The 17610-nt window shown below is 73.0% G+C and carries 18 protein-coding genes, 1 tRNA gene and 1 pseudogene; 13 read left to right on the top strand and 7 right to left on the bottom strand.

The genetic code is table 11. From position 1 onward, the window contains the following. Positions 1-104 precede the first annotated feature (104 nt). Positions 105-185: pseudogene (locus ACWDS7_RS35985) on the top strand (BTAD domain-containing putative transcriptional regulator); the annotation flags it as partial. Positions 186-458: 273 nt separating this feature from the next. Further along, positions 459-2843, top strand: coding sequence for an ATP-binding protein (locus tag ACWDS7_RS35980; protein WP_451932894.1), 2385 nt, complete (start codon positions 459-461; stop codon positions 2841-2843). Positions 2844-3008: 165 nt separating this feature from the next. On the opposite strand, the gene ACWDS7_RS35975 is transcribed toward ACWDS7_RS35980, so the two are convergent. Next, complete coding sequence (locus ACWDS7_RS35975; RefSeq protein WP_451932893.1) at positions 3009-3989, bottom strand: helix-turn-helix transcriptional regulator; 981 nt, start codon at positions 3987-3989, stop codon at positions 3009-3011. Between the two features lie 63 nt (positions 3990-4052). Here ACWDS7_RS35975 and ACWDS7_RS35970 point away from each other — a divergent pair, with 63 nt between their 5' ends. Next, on the top strand, positions 4053-4502 hold the full coding sequence (locus ACWDS7_RS35970) for a hypothetical protein (protein ID WP_451932892.1): 450 nt from the start codon (positions 4053-4055) through the stop codon (positions 4500-4502). A 136-nt stretch (positions 4503-4638) separates the two neighbouring features. Here the strand turns inward: ACWDS7_RS35970 and ACWDS7_RS35965 are convergent, their stop codons facing one another. Both ACWDS7_RS35965 and ACWDS7_RS35960 read right to left on the bottom strand, forming a co-directional pair. Continuing rightward, a complete protein-coding gene (locus ACWDS7_RS35965) occupies positions 4639-5979 on the bottom strand; it encodes a sensor histidine kinase (RefSeq protein ID WP_306866477.1) in 1341 nt (446 codons plus the stop codon). Next, a complete protein-coding gene (locus ACWDS7_RS35960; protein ID WP_306866480.1) occupies positions 5976-6653 on the bottom strand; it encodes a response regulator transcription factor in 678 nt (225 codons plus the stop codon). Before ACWDS7_RS35960 ends, ACWDS7_RS35965 begins: the two co-directional genes overlap by 4 nt. Before the next feature lie 50 nt (positions 6654-6703). Between ACWDS7_RS35960 and ACWDS7_RS35955 the strand changes: the two genes are divergently transcribed. Next, the gene (locus ACWDS7_RS35955) at positions 6704-7357 is read left to right on the top strand and encodes a hypothetical protein (protein ID WP_451932891.1); all 654 of its coding nucleotides are present in this window, start codon (positions 6704-6706) and stop codon (positions 7355-7357) included. Positions 7358-7375: 18 nt separating this feature from the next. Here ACWDS7_RS35955 and ACWDS7_RS35950 read toward each other — a convergent pair whose 3' ends face one another. Then, a complete protein-coding gene (locus tag ACWDS7_RS35950) occupies positions 7376-7873 on the bottom strand; it encodes a DUF523 domain-containing protein (protein WP_451932890.1) in 498 nt (165 codons plus the stop codon). A gap of 86 nt (positions 7874-7959) precedes the next feature. On the opposite strand from ACWDS7_RS35950, the gene ACWDS7_RS35945 reads away from it, so the two are divergent. The 6 genes from ACWDS7_RS35945 to ACWDS7_RS35920 all read left to right on the top strand — a co-directional run bounded on the left by ACWDS7_RS35945 (position 7960) and on the right by ACWDS7_RS35920 (position 12693). Further along, positions 7960-8322, top strand: coding sequence for a hypothetical protein (locus tag ACWDS7_RS35945; protein WP_306866487.1), 363 nt, complete (start codon positions 7960-7962; stop codon positions 8320-8322). After that, positions 8319-8699 carry a hypothetical protein gene (locus ACWDS7_RS35940; RefSeq protein ID WP_306866489.1) on the top strand — a complete coding sequence of 127 codons (381 nt, stop codon included), beginning with the start codon at positions 8319-8321 and terminating at the stop codon, positions 8697-8699. Before ACWDS7_RS35945 ends, ACWDS7_RS35940 begins: the two co-directional genes overlap by 4 nt. A 61-nt stretch (positions 8700-8760) precedes the next feature. Continuing rightward, positions 8761-9444, top strand: a complete 684-nt coding sequence (locus ACWDS7_RS35935) for an SRPBCC family protein (protein ID WP_306866491.1) — start codon at positions 8761-8763, stop codon at positions 9442-9444. A 201-nt stretch (positions 9445-9645) separates the two neighbouring features. Further along, complete coding sequence (locus tag ACWDS7_RS35930) at positions 9646-10875, top strand: CynX/NimT family MFS transporter (protein ID WP_451932889.1); 1230 nt, start codon at positions 9646-9648, stop codon at positions 10873-10875. 66 nt (positions 10876-10941) lie between these two features. Further along, positions 10942-11784, top strand: a complete 843-nt coding sequence (locus ACWDS7_RS35925; protein ID WP_451932888.1) for a metal-dependent hydrolase — start codon at positions 10942-10944, stop codon at positions 11782-11784. Positions 11785-11892: 108 nt separating this feature from the next. Then, positions 11893-12693 (top strand): SAM-dependent methyltransferase, encoded by an 801-nt coding sequence (locus ACWDS7_RS35920; RefSeq protein ID WP_451932887.1) that lies wholly within the window; start codon positions 11893-11895, stop codon positions 12691-12693. Positions 12694-12813: 120 nt separating this feature from the next. On the opposite strand, the gene sigJ is transcribed toward ACWDS7_RS35920, so the two are convergent. After that, positions 12814-13701 carry an RNA polymerase sigma factor SigJ gene (gene sigJ / locus ACWDS7_RS35915; RefSeq protein ID WP_451932886.1) on the bottom strand — a complete coding sequence of 296 codons (888 nt, stop codon included), beginning with the start codon at positions 13699-13701 and terminating at the stop codon, positions 12814-12816. A gap of 110 nt (positions 13702-13811) precedes the next feature. On the opposite strand from sigJ, the gene ACWDS7_RS35910 reads away from it, so the two are divergent. Continuing rightward, positions 13812-15242, top strand: a complete 1431-nt coding sequence (locus ACWDS7_RS35910) for an MFS transporter (RefSeq protein ID WP_451932885.1) — start codon at positions 13812-13814, stop codon at positions 15240-15242. Positions 15243-15261: 19 nt separating this feature from the next. Further along, positions 15262-15334: transfer RNA gene (locus tag ACWDS7_RS35905), tRNA-Ala, on the top strand. 304 nt (positions 15335-15638) lie between these two features. Here the strand turns inward: ACWDS7_RS35905 and ACWDS7_RS35900 are convergent. Further along, entirely contained in the window at positions 15639-16091 is a 453-nt protein-coding gene (locus ACWDS7_RS35900) for a MarR family winged helix-turn-helix transcriptional regulator (RefSeq protein ID WP_451932884.1), read from the bottom strand. A gap of 92 nt (positions 16092-16183) precedes the next feature. On the opposite strand from ACWDS7_RS35900, the gene ACWDS7_RS35895 reads away from it, so the two are divergent. After that, positions 16184-16678, top strand: a complete 495-nt coding sequence (locus tag ACWDS7_RS35895) for an SgcJ/EcaC family oxidoreductase (RefSeq protein WP_451932883.1) — start codon at positions 16184-16186, stop codon at positions 16676-16678. A gap of 313 nt (positions 16679-16991) precedes the next feature. Here the strand turns inward: ACWDS7_RS35895 and ACWDS7_RS35890 are convergent, their stop codons facing one another. Then, the gene (locus ACWDS7_RS35890; RefSeq protein ID WP_306866513.1) at positions 16992-17474 is read right to left on the bottom strand and encodes a hypothetical protein; all 483 of its coding nucleotides are present in this window, start codon (positions 17472-17474) and stop codon (positions 16992-16994) included. Between the last annotated feature and the right edge of the window lie 136 nt (positions 17475-17610).

The following is a 17610-nucleotide window of genomic DNA, read 5'->3' as shown; positions in this document are numbered from 1 at the left end:
ACAGGACGGCACCGAAGCCGGCAACTCCTGGCAAACCATGGGCGACACCATCAACAACGACCTCGGCGCCGCCAGCGAACCGGTCATGAGCGTCGGCGGAGGCGCTGGCCGTCTACGAGGAGGCCCGGCGGATCCTCGCCGAGGAGCTCGGAGCCGAGCCCACGGCCGAGCTGGCGGCGACACACCTGGCCGTGCTCCGGGCCGACCCGTCCCTCACCGCCGCGGCGGCTACCGTGCGGCCGGCCGGGCCTCATACGCTGACGCCTCACGCGCTGACGCCCCACGGGGCCGTGTCTGAGAGCGCCGGGCCTCCCACGCTCGCGCCTCACACGGCCGGGCCTCACGCGGCCGGGCCTCACGCGTTGACACCTCACACGAGCGGACCTCACGCGGCCGCCGCCCATCCGGCCGGGCCTGGAACGGCCGTCTCCGGGACGCCGGCGCCGGCCGTACGGCGGGTGCTCACGGCGCAGCTCACCAGCTTCGTGGGCCGCGAGCAGGAGCTGGCGCGGGTCGGCGCGCTCCTGGAGGAGGGGCGCCTGGTCACCCTCACCGGCCCCGGGGGAGCGGGCAAGACCCGGCTGGCGGTGGAGGTGGCGGCACGGCAGCCGGGGGAGGTCTGCTCCGTCGACCTCGCGCCGCTGGGCGAGGGGGCGGAGATCCCCCAGGCGGTGTCCGGCGCGCTCGGACTCCGCGAGGCCGGGCTCGCCCCGGCGCCCGACCGGCCACCGGCCGACCCCGTCGAACGGATGATCGCCGCGCTCGCCGGCCGGCGGGTCCTGCTCGTCCTCGACAACTGCGAGCATCTCGTCGAGGCCGCCGCCGGGCTGGCCGGGCGCCTGCTGGGCGCCTGCCCCGGGCTGCGGATCCTGGCCACCAGCAGGGAGGCGCTGGGCATCACCGGCGAGAGCCTGTGCCCGGTCCCCCCGCTCGCGGTGCCGCCCCCGGGCACGCCGGCGCCGGAGACGCTCGGCTACCCGGCCGTCCGGCTCTTCGAGCACCGGGCGGCGGCCGTCCTTCCGGGATTCACCGTCGACGAGACGAGCGCCGACGCCGTCCTGCGCATCTGCCGGGCCCTCGACGGGCAGCCGCTGGCGATCGAACTGGCCGCGGCGCGGCTGCGGTCGCTGCCGGTGGCCGAGGTGGCGGCCAGGCTGGACGACCGGTTCCGGCTGCTGTCGCGCGGCAGCCGTACGGCGCAGCCGAGACATCGCACGCTCCGCGCGGTGGTGGAGTGGAGCTGGGACCTGCTCGACGAGACCGAGCAGACGCTGGCCCGGCGGCTGACGGTCTTCTCGGGCGGGGCGACGCTGGAGGCGATCGCGGCGGTCTGCGGGCTGCCCGGCGGCGAGGTGGTCGAGCCGCTGAGCGGGCTGGTGGACAAGTCTCTTGTCGAGGCCTCCGGCGCCCGTTACCGGATGCTCAACACGATCCGGGCGTTCTGCGCCGAACGCCTGGCCGAGGCGGAGGAGGTGGAGCGGCTGCGGCGCGCGCACGCCGACCACTTCCTCGACCTGGTGCTGGCCGCCGAGCCGCGGCTGCTCACCGCCGACCAGCTTGGGTGGCTCGCGTCGCTGGACGTCGAGCGCGATAACCTGCACGCCGCGCTCCGGCGCGCGGTGGACGCCCTCGACGTGGAGCGGGCCCTGCGGCTGCTCGCCTCCCTGACGATCTACTGGTGGCTGCGCGGGCTGCGTGGCGAGGGGGCGGCGCGGGCCCAGGAGCTCGTCAGGGCGGTCGGCACCCGGTCCCCTCGCGGGCTGGAGGAGGAATACGCGATGTGCGTCATGAGCATCGCCTCGGGCGGGTCCCGCAGCGAGTTCGGCGTCCACCTGGACAGCGCCGTCGAGACGATGGTGGCGCTTGAGAGGCCGCCGCGGCGCCCGTTCCTCACCGTGCTGTGGGGGATGGCGATCGGGGTCCCCGACCCGGAGACGCCGGGCCTGACCGAGAAGCGGCGCAGGCTGGTGGGCGCCGATCCGTGGAGCCGGGCGCTCCTGGTCCTCGGGGAAGGGCTCACGTGGCTGTACGCCGGACGGATGGACGAGGCCGAGCGTGACCTGTCGGTCGCGCTGGACGGCTTCCGCGCCATCGGGGAGCGGTGGGGACTGGCGACGACCCTGGCGGAGCTGGCCAAGGTCGCCGAATGGCGGGGGGACCTCGCGCGGGCCTCGGCGCTGTGCGGCGAGTCCCTGGAGCTGGTCCGCGAGCTCAGCGCCGACGAGGACATCGCCGAGCGGCTCTGCCAGCGCGCGGGCGCGCGCACGCGCGGCGGTGACCTGGAGGGAGGGCACCGGGACGCCGCGCAGGCCGCCGAGCTGGCCCGCAGGGCGGGGGCGCCGGAGGTCCTCGCCGAGGCGGGCCGGCGGTTGAGCCGCGTCGCCCGGCTGCGGGGAGAGCCGGCGGAGGCCCGCCGGCTGTCGGAGGCGGCGCTGGCCGGGTGCCCGACCGGATGGTTCGTCGCCGAGGAGATCCGCGTCGGCATCATGATCGAGTTGGGTCTGATCGCCGAGACCGGGGGTGACGCCCGCACGGCCCTGCGCTGGCACCGCCGGGCGCTGGCCTCGGCGTCCGCGCAGCGTGACATGACGATGGCCGCCCTGGCGACCGAGGCGCTCTCCGGGGTCGCGCTGCTGGAGGGCGACGGCGAGCGGGCCGCCCTGCTGCTGGGCGCGGGCAGGGCGGTGCGCGGGACGGCGGTCGCCGGAGACGTCGACGTGCTGCGGCTGGAGGCCGCCGCGCGGGAGGCGCTCGGCGCCGAGGCGTACGAGGCCGCCTACGGGCGGGGGAGGTCCATGACCCGTGAGGAGGCACTGGCCATGGCCGGCGCCCCGGTGCCCTGAGGCCCTCCGCCGGCCCGAGGCGGTCGGCCTGGTGTGGGGACGGTTGGCCTGGTCCGGTGTGGAGGCGGTCGGCCTGGTGTGGGGACGGTTGGCCTGGTCCGGTGTGGAGGCGGTCGGCCTGGTGCGGGGGTGGTCGGCCCGGTGGCCGGCTGGGCGGAGAGGGCCTCAGCCGGCCGTGTCGTAGCGCCGCGCCAGGGACCTCGCGGTCTCCGCCATGAGGTCGCGCAGCTCGGCGGGGGAGACGACCTCCAGGTCCACGCCGAACCGCAGGAACTCGCTCAGGGCGTTCGGGAGCGACTCGATGGGGACCGTGACCTGTGTCCAGCCGTCCGGGCCGGGAGGCCGCGCGGTGGCCTCGGCCGCCCGGAGTAGGGCCGGGCGGGCCATGTCGGGAAGGCGCTCCATCCCGTGCGGTGAGAGCCGGATGACGGCCTCGCCCTGGTGGAGCCGTGCCTCGAACTCCTCCAGGGCGCCGTTCCAGTGGGCGGCGAGGTCGAAGCCGGCGGGCCGCTCGAAGGTCTCCGGGAGCGCGTGCAGCTCCAGGATCTGGGAGACCCGGTAGGTGCGCAGGTCCTGTCCGGCGCGGGCGATGAGATACCAGCGGCCGGCCTTGAGCACCAGCCCGTACGGCTCCAGCGTGCGGAGCACCTCCTGGGGGGCCTTCCAGCGGCGGTAGCGGATCTCCAGGCGGCGCTCGTTCCACACCGCGTCGGCGACCGCCGCCAGGTACGGGGTCTCGTCGGCGCCGTGGTACCAGTTGGGGGTGTCGAGGTGGAAACGCTCGCGGATCCGCCCGGCCCGGTCCCGGAGCTCCACCGGGAGCGCGGCCATCAGCTTGAGCTGGGCGGCCGTCACCACCGAGCCGAGGCCGAGCTCGGCGGCGGGGCCCGGCATCCCGGCGAGGAACAGCGCCTGCGCCTCTCCCGCAGTCAGTCCGGTGAGCCGGGTGCGGTAGCCGTCGAGCAGCCGGTAGCCGCCCGAGGGGCCGGCGTCGCCGTACAGGGGGACGCCGGCGGAGTGGAGCGACTCCACGTCCCGGTAGACGGTCCGGACCGAGACCTCCAGCTCCGCCGCCAGCTCCTGGGCGGTCATCCGGCCCCGGGTCTGCAGCAGCATCAGCAGGGAGAGGAGCCGGCTCGCACGCATGACCTGAATTATCGTCGGAAACGCTGACAGCAGATGTCAGTGACCTGGCCCTAGCTTCCAGGCATGAACGACTTCGACTTCCTCACCGGCACCTGGGACGTGGCCAACCGCCGGCTCGTCAAGCCCCTCACCGGCAGCACCGAATGGCAGGAGTTCCCCGCCACCTCCGTCGCCCGGCAGGCGTTCGGCGGCGCGGCCAACATCGACGAGATCACCTTTCCGAGCATGGGGTTCTCCGGGCTCACCCTGCGGCTGTTCGACGTCGAGCGCGAGGAGTGGTCGCTCCACTGGGCCAGCAGCCGGACCGGGACGCTGTTCCCGCCGGTCGTGGGCCGCTTCACCGGCGGCACGGGGGAGTTCTACGGCGACGACACCCACGAGGGCGCCCCGGTCAGGGTCCGCTTCGTCTGGTCGGAGATCACGACCGCCTCCGCCCGCTGGGAGCAGGCATTCTCCGCCGACGGGGAGAAGACCTGGGAGACCAACTGGATCATGGAGCTGAGCAGGGCGTAGGGCCGCCGCGCGGCGGCCGTGCCCCGCACCGCTCCGGCCGGCCCGCGCCCGCTCCGGCCGGCCGACCGGCCCGCACGAACCGGGTGTCCGGGACAGGCCAGGTGCCCGGGACGGCGGGGTCAGGGGGACAGCGGGGTCAGGGAGCCTTCCTCCTGCGCGGCCAGCCGCCGCCGACCGGCCGCCGGCTCCCGCGCGGGGCGCGGTCGCGCCGGTCGGTGCGCAACCACAGCTGAACCCCGGCGCCGCCCAGGGAGGAGGTGTCGATCCGCAGCGTGCCGCCGGAGCCCTCGGCGAGCCGGCGGGCGATGTCGAGGCCGAGGCCGGTGGAGCCCGAGCCGCTGGCCCCGCGCCGCAGGGCCGTCTCGGGATCGGGGATACCCGGGCCGGCGTCGGCGATCAGCACGCCCACCGTGCCGGAGCCCCGGTGCAGGGTCACCGTGAACGCCGTGCCCTCGGGGGTGTGCCGGAAGACGTTGCCGAGCAGCGCGTCCACCACGGCGCTGAGCTCGGTGGCCGCGACCGGGACCGGGGCCGGATCCGCGGCGCCGATCAGCTGCCACGGGCGCTGCTGGTCCTCGGCCAGGGCGGACCAGAAGGTCAGCCGCTCGCGCAGCACGTGGGCGGCGTCACAGGAGACGGACTCCGGCGCCCGGGAGGGCTGCCGGGCCGCCGCGATGATCTGGTCCACCTCGGACTCCAGGCGGGCCAGGGCCTGGCGGCTCTGCTCGGCCTCCGGCCCCAGGTTGTCCAGGCTGAGCCGGAGCGCGGTGAGCGGGGTCCGCAGCCGGTGAGACAGGTCGGCGGCCATCTCCCGCTCGGCGGCCAGCAGCCGCACGACCCGGTCGGCCATGGTGTTGAACGCCTCTCCGGCCGAGACGAGTTCGGGCGGCCCCTCGGGCTCGATGCGGACGCTGAAGTCCCCGGCGCCCAGGGCGCCGGCGGCCCGCCCGAGGCGCTGGGTCGAGCGCACCACCCGTGCCCCCAGCCGGTCGGCGACCAGCACCGAGCCGGCGACCAGCGTGACCGCCACCCCGGTCAGCACCGCCCATGACTTGGTGACGCCCCGGGTGAGGTCTCCGGCGGGCACGAAGATCTCGAGGACCACGGTCCGGCCGCCGTCCAGGACGACCGGGCGCAGCAGGAGGTAGCCGGTCTCGGTCTCCGCCGTCACCGCCCGCGTCAGCCGGGTGGCCGTGACCACGCTCTCGGCGGGCGCCCGTACGGTGCCCACCGAGCCGCCGTCCGGCAGGTGGACCGCGATCCGGTCTCCCGCCCCGGTGCTGACCAGCGCGTGGGTCAGCCGGGCCGGATCCACCGTGATGGCCAGGACGGGGACCAGCGCCGACGCCTGCCGTTCCGCGTCGGCCATGGCCCGGCCGTGAGCGATCTCCTTGACGATGAGTCCGAGCGGGATCAGGAAGGCCAGGGCGATCATCGAGGCCCCGGCGACGGCGAGCAGGGCCAGGGTCCGTCTCACGAGGGTGTGATCAGCATGACGCCCACGCCGCGCACGGTGTGCAGGTAGCGGGGGGCGGAGGCGCTCTCGCCGAGCTTGCGCCGCAGCCACGACAGATGGACGTCGATGGTCTGGTCGTCGCCGTAGGACTGCTGCCACACCTCGGTGAGCAGTTCCTTGCGGGAGACGACCCGGTCGGCGCGGACGGCGAGATAGGCCAGCAGGTCGAACTCCCGCCGGGTCAGGGAGAGCGGCGCGCCCTCCACAGCGGCCTCCCGCCGGTTGAGGTCCACCGAGAGTCCACCGACGTGCAGCACCGACGGCGGGGCCGCGGCCCTGGCCCGCCGCAGCACGGCGTCCAGCCGGGCGTTCAGGTGGTCGCCGGAGAACGGCTTGACCAGGTAGTCGTCCGCGCCCGCCTCCAGCAGGCGGACGATCTCCGCCTCGTTGTCCCGGGCCGTGGCCACGATGACCGGGACACTGGAGACGCTGCGGACCATCTTCAGCGCCTCCGATCCGTCCAGGTCGGGCAGGCCGAGGTCGAGGACCACCACGTCCGGGGGGTTCTGGGTGATCTCCCGAAGCGCGTCGAGAGCGCGTCCCGCGCTGCGCACGGCGTGCTGGCGCCTGCTCAGTTCCTGAATGATCGCGGAGCGCACGTACTCGTCGTCTTCCACCACCAGAACCGTCGCCATGCGACGTAACCGTAGTGAACAAAGAGGTATGTGAGGTAATAATTCACCGCATGCGGCAGACCCTTGGTTTCCTGGCGGTGTGGTGCGGAGCCACGGTCCTGGCGACGTCGATAGCCTGGTTCGGCGTCAGCGACGTGCTGCGCGGCCAGGTCTTCGACGACGCGAGGATCGAGCCGATCAACGCCGCGATCAGCCGGATGGAGGCCGCGCCGCTCCCCTCCGAAGCGCCCACCGGCCAGGCGGCCGCACTCGGCACGCCGACCGCCTCCGCCTCCCCGGACCAGCGTGCCCCCACCCCCCGCCGCACCCAGGCCGGGCCCACCAACAACACCGCCCGTCCACGGGCCACCCGGTCCCCGCTGGAGGCCCCGCACATCACGGTGCGGTCGCCCGTGACCGCCGAGCCACGGCCGTCGGCGAGTGCCGCCGGGCCCAGGCCGACCCTGTCCGCCGCCGCGCCCGGCCCCTCGGTCCCGGCGGCCTCCGAGGGGAAGGTGCGCGTGGTGAACGTCGGGGGCGGTTCGGTCTCGTTCGTCATCGAGGACGACAGGTGCCGTCTGGTCGCGGCCGCGCCCAACGTGGGCTTCGAGGCCAAGGTGTCCCAGGCGCTCGGCTGGATCCGGGTGGACCTGGCCCGGAACGGGCACGGCACGGCGGTGTTCTGCATCGGCGGGGAGAACCGGACCGACACCTGGGACTACTAGGCCCCGCACCCGGGAGTGTCAGGCCCCTTCGAGCTCGCGCAGCCGTTCTCCGGCGTCGGCGACGCGGTCCTCGGCGAACACCGCGATGCCGTGCAGTTCGAGCAGGGCGGTGGTGACGCCGTTGCCGGGCAGGCGGCGGCCGCGGAAGGTGCCGTCGTAGATGGTCAGGCTCCCGCAGGAGGGGCTGCCCTCCTTCAGGATCGCCACCTTGACGCCGAAGGATCGGGCGACGGCGAGCGCCGCCTGGGCCCCGGCGAGGAACGCCTGCGTGACGTCGCTCCCGTCGGTGGCCAGCACCCGGGCGGCCCCCGCGAGCACGGCCGCGCCCCCGGCGCCGCCCTCGATCTCGGCGGCCGGGCGGGGGACGGGCAGGCCGCCCTCGACCTCCGGGCAGAACGGGACGAGCCGTCCCTCCTGCCGCCAGGTGGCCAGCAGCGCGTCGCCGCTCGTCTTGGCGGCCCCGTCGTAACGGACCTTCCGCCCCATCAGGCAGGCGCTGACCAGGATCCTCTCCATGGATCCAGCCTATGCGCCGCGGGACGGAGGGCGGCATGGCCGGGCAGTACCCTACTGGTCATGTCCTTCACCCCTGTGATGTCCCGATGATCGGCCCGCTCGCGACCGGGGTGATCGTGCTGTCGCTGCTGATCGTGCTGGCCGCGATCGTGACCGCCGCGCGGAACCGGGCGATGGGGACGGTCCTGCTCGTCGCGCTCGGGGTGCTGGAGGTCGGCCTGCTCGTCCAGGCCGGTTTCGCGGTCGCCGGGATGGTCCGGGGCGAGGGGCCGGACGAGACGGCCACCGTCATCGGTTATCTCGCCGGCACGCTGGCGATCCCGCCCGCCGCGGCGTTCCTGGGGCTCGCCGAGCGCTCACGGTGGGGGGCGATCGTGATCGCGGTGGGGAGCTTCGCCGTCTGCGTCATGGTCGGGCGGCTGCTGCAGCTCTGGCAGGGGGCGGCATGAGGGAGCCGGCCATCGGCAGCGGCCCGGGCCGCGCGCTGGTCGCGGTCTACGGGGTGTTCGCCCTGGCGGCCGGGGCGCGTGCCGCCGTGCAGATCGCCACGCGGTTCGGCGAGGCCCCGCTGGCCTACGCGCTGTCGGCCTTCGCCGCGGCGGTCTACGTCGTGCTCACCGTGGCGCTGGCCCGGGGTGACCGGCGGCTGGCGCTGGCCGCCTGCGGCATCGAGCTGGCGGGGGTCCTCGTCGTCGGCACGCTGAGCATGGCCGACCCCGAGGCGTTCCCGCGCGCCACGGTCTGGTCCGGTTACGGCAGCGGCTACGTGTTCATCCCGCTCCTGCTGCCGGTGCTCGGGCTTTATTGGCTTTTACGCCGCAAATAGTTAGGGCCCGGCCCCGTCGGGCAGGTCTGCTCCCCGAACCCACAGAAAGGGAGGCAGCGCTGTGAGCACGATCGAACAGTCCGTCGACGTGAACGTCCCGATCAGGACCGCGTACAACCAGTGGACCCAGTTCGAGAGCTTTCCCGAGTTCATGGAAGGCGTCGAGTCGGTCAAGCAGTTGGGCGACACCCGTACGGCGTGGGTCGTCGAGATCTCGGGCGTCCGCCGCGAGTTCGAGGCCGAGATCACCGAGCAGCACCCCGACGAGCGGGTCGCCTGGAAGTCCGTGGACCGGCCGCACCAGGCCGGCGTGGTGACCTTCCACCACCTCGGACCGGAGATCACGCGGGTCACGCTCCAGATGGAGTACGACCCGGAGGGTTTCGTCGAGACCGTCGGTGACTGGCTCCAGATCGTCCGCCTGCGCGTCCGGGGCGACCTGGAGCGTTTCAAGACCTTCATCGAGGCGCGCGGCGCCGAGACCGGAGCCTGGCGCGGCGACGTCCCCGGCCCGCAGGACCGCGGTACGGGCGACTTCGGTCCGGGTGGAGGCGTGGGCCTGAACGAGCGGCCCGCGGGCGGCACGGGCAGCGGTTACGGTTTCGACGAGCCGGCGCCGCCGCGCACGGTCGGCGGGGGATATCCGCCGGAGTCCCCGCTCCCGCCGCCGGGCACCGGCCCGCTGCCGCCGGCCGGACGCCGGCCGGGCGAGGAGGCGCCGCCGGCCCCCGGGCCGCACATCTGACGCCCGCGTCTGACGCGTGAGAGAGCCGGGTCACGCCCTGTAAAGGGCGGGGTGGCCCGGCTTTCACACTGTCAGGGGTTGGCGGGGATTTGCCGGGAGTCCGCGGAGACAGGAACAAAACGGCATTTCAGTCCTGTTACAGTTGCAGTCTGCCAATCATCCTACGATTGGTTGAATCGCTGAAGGAGGACTGAGCCCCCCATGACCGTGCTAACCCAGGAGACACGGGGCCGCACCGGTGGAACGACGGGATCCCTGGCCTGGCTGCTTGTGGCGGGGATCGTCCTCGCCGCGCTGAACCTGCGCACCGCCGTCACCAGCGTGGGGCCGGTCCTCGACCGCATCTCCTCCGGCCTGGGCATGTCCGGAGTGGGGGTGGGACTCCTCACCACACTACCCGTGCTCATCTTCGCGTCGGTCGGTGCGGTGACCCCGGCGCTGGCCAGGAAGGTCGGCGAGCACCGGCTGCTGCTGATCGCCCTGATCACTCTCGGCACCGGCCTGCTGATCCGCTCCATGGTGGGCTCGGCGGGGGTGTTCCTGTTCAGCAGCGCCCTGGCGCTGTCCGGGGGCGCGGTGGGCAACGTGCTCATCCCCACCCTGATCAAGCGCCACTTCCCGGGCCGGGCCGGGACCATGACCACCGTCTACACCACCGCGCTCGCGGTGGGCACGATGCTCGCGGCCGCCGCGACCGTGCCGATCGAGCGGGCCGCCGACGGCAACTGGCACGTTGCCCTCGGGGTGTGGGCGGCGCTGGCCGCTGTCGCCGCCATTCCGTGGCTTGCGCTGTTGCGCAGTGAGCCGGAGCGGGACACCGGAAGCAGCGATCTCGGGCCCCGGGCCCTGGTCCGGAGCAAGCTCGCCTGGTCGGTCGCGGCCTATTTCGGCACGCAGAGCATGGTGGCCTACATCATGTTCGGCTTCCTGCCCAAGATCCTCACCGACGGCGGCTACACCAGCGGGCAGGCGGGGCTGGTGCTGGGCGTCTTCACCGCGATCGGCATCCCGGTCTCGATGGTCGTGCCCTGGATCGCCTCGAAGTTCTCCGACCAGCGGCCCGTGGTGGCGGCGTTCGTGGCCTTCTACACGGTCGGCTTCCTCGGCCTCTGGCTGGGCCCGGCGGGTGCGGCCTGGGCGTTCGCGGTGCTGATCGGCATCGGGATGGGATCCTTCCCGCTCGCGCTGACCATGCTCGCCCTGCGCACCCGCACCCCGGAGGCCACCGCCGCGCTGTCGGCCTTCGGGCAGAGCGCCGGATACCTCATCGCGGGCGCCGGTCCCCTGGTCGTCGGCGTGATGCACGAGTCGACCGGCGGCTGGACGCTGCCGTTCCTGCTGCTGTTCGCGGTGGTCGGGGTGCAGTTCGCGACCGGCTGGTACGCGGGCCGCTCCCGCTACCTGGAGGACGAGCGGGTCCTCGCCGGGTGACCTCTCCCCACGGTACGGCTTGCGCCCCATCGGGGGCGGCGCAAGCCGTACTGGCATGATGAGGGGATGGAAATCGGTGGGTCGACGCTGGTCAGCTATCCGGCAGGTGAGATTCGAGGACGTTCGGCGGTCGTGGGGACCGTGCCGGTGGGGGACCGGCACGGGACGATCGTGGCCCGGACCCCGTTCCACCCGCTGGACCACACCTGGCCGGACCAGCCCGCCGACACCGGGACGATCGGCGGGCTGGCGGTCGTCGACTGCGTGACCGGCGCCGTGCAGGAGGGCGGGGAGACCGTCCACCTCGGCGAGGACATCCCGGTGCGCCGGGGCACCCCCGGCTGGAGCTGGCTGGTCGTCCACGTCACCGACGCGCCGGTGCCGGAGCGGGAGGTCGAGCTGGTGGTCGACGAGGCCGGCCGCCGCGCGCTGTCGGCCGGGCACACCGCCTGCCACCTCGCCGCGCTCGCGCTCAACGCGGCGCTGGCCGGCCGGTGGCGCAAGGAGGTCCCGGCCGACGGGCTCGGCCACCCCGACTTCGACCAGACGGCCATCGTCTCCTCCCGGATCCTGCCGGACGGCAGCCGGGACGTCTACCGCCTGGGCAAGTCCCTGCGCCGCAAGGGCTTCACCGCCGAGGGGCTGGCCGAGGACCTGCCGGAGATCGCCCAGCGGGTCGACGACCGGCTCAAGGAGTGGGTCGCGGCCGACGTCCCGGTCTGGATCGACAGCCCGGGCCCCGAGCTGACCGCCCGCCGCACCTGGCACTGCGGCCTGCCCGGCGGCGAGGTCGTCATCCCGTGCGGCGGCACACACCTGTCGCGCACCTCCCAGCTCGGCTCCGTCACCGTCAGGCTGGAGCTGTCCGGCGACGGCTCCGAGCTGACCATGCACACCGCCGTCGGCTAGCCCGCCGCCGGAGCGGCCCGGGGCGGGCGCGGGACCGTCGTGGCACGTCGCCCCGTTCCGCCCGCCTATGATCGCCGTCGAGTGGGTGATCGTGGGCGAGGAGTGGTTGTGGCCGTAGAAGTGGCACCGCGGGGCGTCGACCCGCACCTCCCCAACGCGGCGCGGATGTACGACTACTACCTCGGCGGCAAGGACAACTTCATCGCCGACCGCGCGGCCGCCGACAGGGTGCTCGCCGTCGCCCCGGAGATGCGCGAGGTCGCGCGGCAGGGGCGTGAGCTCGTCGCCCGGGTCGTGCGGCACCTGGTCGGCGAGGCGGGGATCCGCCAGATCATCGACATCGGCTCCGGCCTGCCGACGCGGGAGAACGTGCACGAGATCGCCCACCGGCTCGCCCCGGAGACCCGCGTGGTCTACGTCGACCACGACGAGGTCGTCTGCGCCCACGGCCGCGCGATTTTGGCCGAGCCGGAGAGGGTGACCATGGTCCGGGGCGACCTGCGGGCACCTCAAGCGATCATCGACTCGCCCGAGGTCCGCGAGCTGGTCGACTTCCGCCGGCCGGTCGCGGTCCTGATGATGTTCCTGCTCCACCTCGTCCCGGACGCGGACGGGCCGCAGGACGTCGTCGCCGCCTACCGGGACGCCCTGCCGGCCGGGAGCTACCTGGCTCTCTCCCACGCCGCCTCCGACGGCCGCCCCGAGGTCATGGCCCGCATCTCGACGATCTACCGGAGGACGGACTCGCCGTTCGCGCCCAGGAGCCGCGAGGAGATCGGCCGCTTCTTCGGCGACTTCGAGATGGCCGGCCCGGGTCTGGTCAACATCTGGCCGTTCGCCGAACTGCCCGAGTCCGTCGACCCGGGCCTGGCGAGCATGGGTTACGGCGGGGTCGGCAGGAAGCGCTGACGTCCGGCCGCCCGCGTCGCCTCCGCGCCGAGGTGCCGGGCGTCCCGGGTACGGAGGTCCTCCGCCACCGGGGCCCGCAGCCGCCGCTTGACGGTGATCGCGCTCGGCGGCGCCGTGACATCACAGCCGCGGCAGCTTCTCCGGGCTGGCGACCAGGAAGACGGTCTGGATCAGGCCGTCCTCGATGACCAGGGAGAACACCGAGACCGGCTGCCCGCCGGCGGTCACCACGGCCGCCGGAGCGCCGTTGACGTCCGTCACCGCCACCTGGAGGTCCGGGGTCAGGCCGGTGTCCAACGACCCCAGGAACCTGCGCGTGCCCCTGTCCGAGGCGGCGGAGAGCAGGAAACGCGCCACTTTCCGGTCGCCGGTGACGACCCGGAGAGGGGCCCTGACCTTCCCGCCGCCATCGCTGACCAGCGACACGTCGTGGGCGAGCATCGCGGTCAGCGCGTCCAGGTCACCGTCGGCGGCCGCGCCGATGAACCGCTCGGTCAGCCTGCGCCGCTCGGCGCGGTCCACCTCGAAGCGGGGCCTGCGCTCCTGCACGTGCTGTTTGGCCCGCCGGGCGAGCTGCCGGGCCGTCGTATCGGTGCGGCCGATGATCTCGCCGATCTCCGCGTACGGCAGGGCGAACGCCTCCCGCAGCACGAACACCGCGCGCTCCAGGGGGGACAGGGTCTCCAGCACCACCAGCAGCGCCAGCTCGACCGAGGCGGTCAGCTCGGCGTGCTCGGCCACGTCGGGCACGGCGCCGACCAGCTCGGGCAGCCACGGCCCGACGTAGGACTCCCGCTGCGCCCTCACCCGCCGCAGCCGGTCGATGGAGAGCCGGGTCGTCACCCTGATCAAGTAGGCCCGGTCGTCCTCGACCTCGGCCGTGTCCACCCCCGACCAGCGCAGCCAGGCCTCCTGGACGACGTCCTCGGCGTCGGTCACGGTGCCCAGGACGCGGTAGGCGACCGCGGTCAGCAGGTCTCGGTGTTCCTCGAAGCGGTCGATGGCCATGAGAGTAAAGACGTATCACGCTATCCCTGGCGTGACATGACCCACGCGATGACGTTTTCCACCTACGATCTACCATTTGATTGCGAAAGTCGGCGGCAGAGGGGTGGTCCGTGACAGAGACAGTCGTCGCCGATCCGAGCGTGGTGCCGCAGGGCAGACAGCTCTGGCTGACCCTGCTGGCGCTCTCCATGGCCGGGATGGTCGTCTCCGTCCAGCAGACCGTGGTGATCCCGCTGCTGCCCCGGCTGATGGTCACCCTGGACGTGCCGGTCGCGGAGGTCACCTGGGTCTTCACCGCCTCGCTGCTCGCTGCGGCGGTCGCCACGCCGCTGCTGTCCCGCCTCGGTGACATGTACGGCAAGAAGCGGATGATCCTGTTCACCGTCGGCCTGCTCGTCCTGGGCTCGGTGGTCTGCGCGCTGTCGGGCTCCCTGGCGGTGCTGATCGCCGGGCGTGCCCTGCAGGGCGCGTCGGCGGCGCTGATCCCGCTGGCCATCGGCATGATCAGGGACAGCTTCCCGCGCACCCGGGTGATGACGGCCATCGGCGTGGTCAGCGCCACCATGGGCGTCGGTGGCAACCTCGGCATGATCGTCACGGGCCTCATCGCCGACCGCACGCCCAGTCACCACCCGGTCTTCTGGATCACCGCGGGACTCGCCGCGGCGGCGTTCGTACTCATCGCGCTGAGCGCCCACGACACCGGGAGCAAGGCCGGCGGCCGCCCCGACTTCATCGGCGCGGTGCTGCTGTCCTGCTGGCTGGTCTGCCTGCTGCTGGCGATATCCAAGGGCAACGACTGGGGCTGGGGGTCCGGACGGGTCGTCGGGCTGTTCGCGGGGGCGACGGTGCTCTGCGCGGTGTGGGTGTTCAGCCAGCTCCGGGTCCGGGCGCCGATGGTCCGGCTGCAGCTGCTCGTCGGCAGCCGCTCCCTGCAGGCCAACCTGGCCTCGCTGCTGCTGGGCTTCGCGATGTTCGGCTCGTTCGCCCTGGTCTCCAGCTTCATCCAGACGCCGCCGTCGGCCGGATACGGCTTCGGCGGGTCGGTCCTCGACGTCGGCCTCTACGCCCTGCCCAGCACCGTGACCATGCTGGCCGCCTCCTTCATGGCCGGCCGCCTGTCGGCCCGCCTCGGCCCGGCCGGCTCCCTCGCCCTGGGCGCGGCCCTGTGCTCGGCCGGATTCGGCTGGTTCACACTCTTCAACGCCTCGGTACTCGACCTGCTCGGGGCCAACGCGCTGCAGGGGCTGGGCTTCGGGGTCGCCTACGCGGCGCTCGGCGCGCTGGCCGTACAGCATGTGCCGATGGACCAGAGCGGCATCGCCAGCGGCATCAACTCCCTGGTCCGCTCCATCGGAGGCAGCGTCTCCGGCGCCGCGACCGCCGCCCTCCTGACCTCGATCACCATCGCCGGGACCGCGATCCCGTCCCGCGACGCCTACGTCCTGTCGTTCGCGATCATCACCGTGAGCGCCATCGCCTCCGCCGCCGTCGCTCTCGTCTCCGGCATGATGGCGCGCGGGGTGCCCGGAGTCCGCTAAGATTTCATCTGCATCGCAAGGGGCTATGGCGCAGCTGGTAGCGCGCCTCCATGGCATGGAGGAGGTCTGGGGTTCGAATCCCCATAGCTCCACAGCGGGCCGTTCTTGAACGGCCTGAAGCGCGTTGACGAGATCCCGTCTGATCACTCCGATCGGGCGGGATTTCGCATTTTCCGCATCGCGCACGCACCGCCCGCGCCGGGAGATCCGCGGCGGTGACCGCTTCACCACCCATCTCCGCGGCAGGACGACGGAGCCGCCGGGCGGGCCGCGCCGCTCGCATCCGTTGTCGGCCAGGTGGTCGCCACTGGAAGGTCGCTCCGCGTCGAGGACATCACGGGGAGATCCGCCGGCCGCCGCCGGCGCACCCGTGATCAGCCACTGACGCACCCGTGATCAGTCGTCCGCCGGCACCCGGCGACTTTCGGGCAGCGCCGCGACGCGGGCGGTCTGTTCTTCCTGGACCCGCAGGACGGTCTGGAGGAAGTCCAGGATGACGGTGAGCTGGTCATGGCCGTAACGGGTCAGCGCCTGGGCGCCCGCCTGGCCGACCGGGGCGAAGAGCTCCGCCTCCGCCGCCCGGGCGGTTCCGGTCGAGGTGACCAGGACGACGCGGCGGTTGCCGGGGTCACGGGTGCGTGAGACCAGCCCGGCGCGTTCCAGCCGGTCGATGACGGTGGTGGTGGCCGCCGGGCTGAGCTTCAGCGCGGTGCTGAGCCGCCCGGCGGGCAGTGGGCCGTCACCCAGTACCGCATCAAGACAGCGCAGGTCGGTGCGGTTGAGGCTGAGCCGCGCTGCGGCGGCCTCGTCGAAGGCGTCGAAGCTCTGCTGCAGCTGTCGCAGGAGCATTGCGATCTCCCGGATCAAATCTTTCGACATTCGAATCTTTCTGATATCGTACTTTTCGTTGGTCGAAGCAACCATACCTCGGAGACGCCGCCATGGACACCGCCACCCTCACCACCGACGACATCCAGATCAAGAACCTGTTCCAGGAGTTCATGCAGGCCTGGACCGACAACGACGCCCACGCCTTCGGCGCGCTGTTCACCGACGACTCCGACTACGTCTCCTATGACGGCACCCGCGCTCGCGGGCGCCGGCAGCACCAGCACAACCATGACCTGCTCTTCCGCGGTGTACTGGCCGGCTCGGCCCTGGTCGGGGACCTGGAGTCGATCCGTTACCTCACCGCGGACGTGGCCGTCGTCCACGGCACCGCCTCGGTCCTGATGCCCTGGCGGAGCAAACTGCCCAAGCGGCGCCTGTCCCGGCAGACCATCGTCCTGGTCCGCACCCCCGGCGGCTGGAAGATCAGCGCCATCCACAACGGCCGGGTCCGGCCCGTCGGCGTCCCCGCGCCCGACGCCTTCCCGTCCAAGATGTCCCAACTGATGAGCCGCGCCGCCCGCCGCCTCGGCCTGGGCCGACGCTGACCCCGCCCCCGCAGTGGCGGCTGCTGCCCCGGTCCAGGGCGGTCGTCGGGGTGGTGGCTCCGGTCAGGGGCGCCGTGCCGGTGTTCCCGGTGCCGCAGGCCGAGCTGACGGACGCGGTGCCGGCCGGGCCGGGGGCCACGCAGGTCCGTCCGTGAACACCTCACAACGGGCCGTTCTCGGATGGCCTGGGGCACGTCGGCGAGACCCCGTCCGATCACCTCGATCGGACGGGGTCTCGCCGTTTCCCGGAGGCCGCGGCCGTCGGCGGGCCCCTCCGAGCGTGTGCGGCGGCGAAGGGACGCTCCAGGCCGGATCAGCTGTTCGGGAAGAGTTCGTGGAGGAGTGTGTGGCCCGGCATGGCCTGGGCCGGACGCACGCCTACGGCGAACATCTCCGGGTCGTCGAACACCGGTTCTCCACTGGGGCGGCGTGTGTACGGGACCCGCCCGTAATCCACGCCGTCGCTTCCGTCGAAGCTCATCCAGGTGATCGTTTCCTGTTCCCCTTCGCGTAGCGGATGGTTGGACACGGCCCGGCTGTAGACGGTGTCAGGTGTGGTGACCCATACCAGAGGGACGGCGAAGACCCATCGCGTCGCCTGGATCTCCTGTGCCCTGGCGGCTGCTCGCGTCTCGAACGAGATGGCGGACCGTGGATCGCGGAGGTAGTCGTAGTCGCTGAGCACGAGCCTCCGCTCTCCTTCGAGAACGACGATCGCGGGGCAGTCGCGGGCGGCGATGTTCTTCTGGAGACGCTCGACCACATCGAAGAGCAGTGCGGCCGTCTCGTCGTTCATCGTGTCCTCCGAAGCTTGCGGCCCCCGGATCCTGTCGTGGTTCAGACCTCTTCGACGCTGCTCGGCTCACGCCGGGACAGGTCGATGCCGAGCTCTTCCGCGGCGCGGAAGACGTCCTCGTCGGTGTCACGCATCT

The sequence above is a fragment of the Streptosporangium sp. NPDC003464 genome (assembly GCF_053588315.1).
Note: the sequence above shows the minus strand (reverse complement) of the source record. Positions and strands in the feature narration are given on the sequence as shown.

Coding starts and splice junctions, on each gene's coding strand:
- ACWDS7_RS35975 (WP_451932893.1), bottom strand. CDS start 3,989: ATGCGTGCGAGCCGGCTCCTCTCCCTGCTGATGCTGCTGCAGACCCGG.
- ACWDS7_RS35970 (WP_451932892.1), top strand. CDS start 4,053: ATGAACGACTTCGACTTCCTCACCGGCACCTGGGACGTGGCCAACCGC.
- ACWDS7_RS35960 (WP_306866480.1), bottom strand. CDS start 6,653: ATGGCGACGGTTCTGGTGGTGGAAGACGACGAGTACGTGCGCTCCGCG.
- ACWDS7_RS35955 (WP_451932891.1), top strand. CDS start 6,704: ATGCGGCAGACCCTTGGTTTCCTGGCGGTGTGGTGCGGAGCCACGGTC.
- ACWDS7_RS35950 (WP_451932890.1), bottom strand. CDS start 7,873: ATGGAGAGGATCCTGGTCAGCGCCTGCCTGATGGGGCGGAAGGTCCGT.
- ACWDS7_RS35945 (WP_306866487.1), top strand. CDS start 7,960: ATGATCGGCCCGCTCGCGACCGGGGTGATCGTGCTGTCGCTGCTGATC.
- ACWDS7_RS35940 (WP_306866489.1), top strand. CDS start 8,319: ATGAGGGAGCCGGCCATCGGCAGCGGCCCGGGCCGCGCGCTGGTCGCG.
- ACWDS7_RS35930 (WP_451932889.1), top strand. CDS start 9,646: ATGACCGTGCTAACCCAGGAGACACGGGGCCGCACCGGTGGAACGACG.
- ACWDS7_RS35925 (WP_451932888.1), top strand. CDS start 10,942: ATGGAAATCGGTGGGTCGACGCTGGTCAGCTATCCGGCAGGTGAGATT.
- sigJ (WP_451932886.1), bottom strand. CDS start 13,701: ATGGCCATCGACCGCTTCGAGGAACACCGAGACCTGCTGACCGCGGTC.
- ACWDS7_RS35900 (WP_451932884.1), bottom strand. CDS start 16,091: ATGCTCCTGCGACAGCTGCAGCAGAGCTTCGACGCCTTCGACGAGGCC.
- ACWDS7_RS35895 (WP_451932883.1), top strand. CDS start 16,184: ATGGACACCGCCACCCTCACCACCGACGACATCCAGATCAAGAACCTG.
- ACWDS7_RS35890 (WP_306866513.1), bottom strand. CDS start 17,474: ATGAACGACGAGACGGCCGCACTGCTCTTCGATGTGGTCGAGCGTCTC.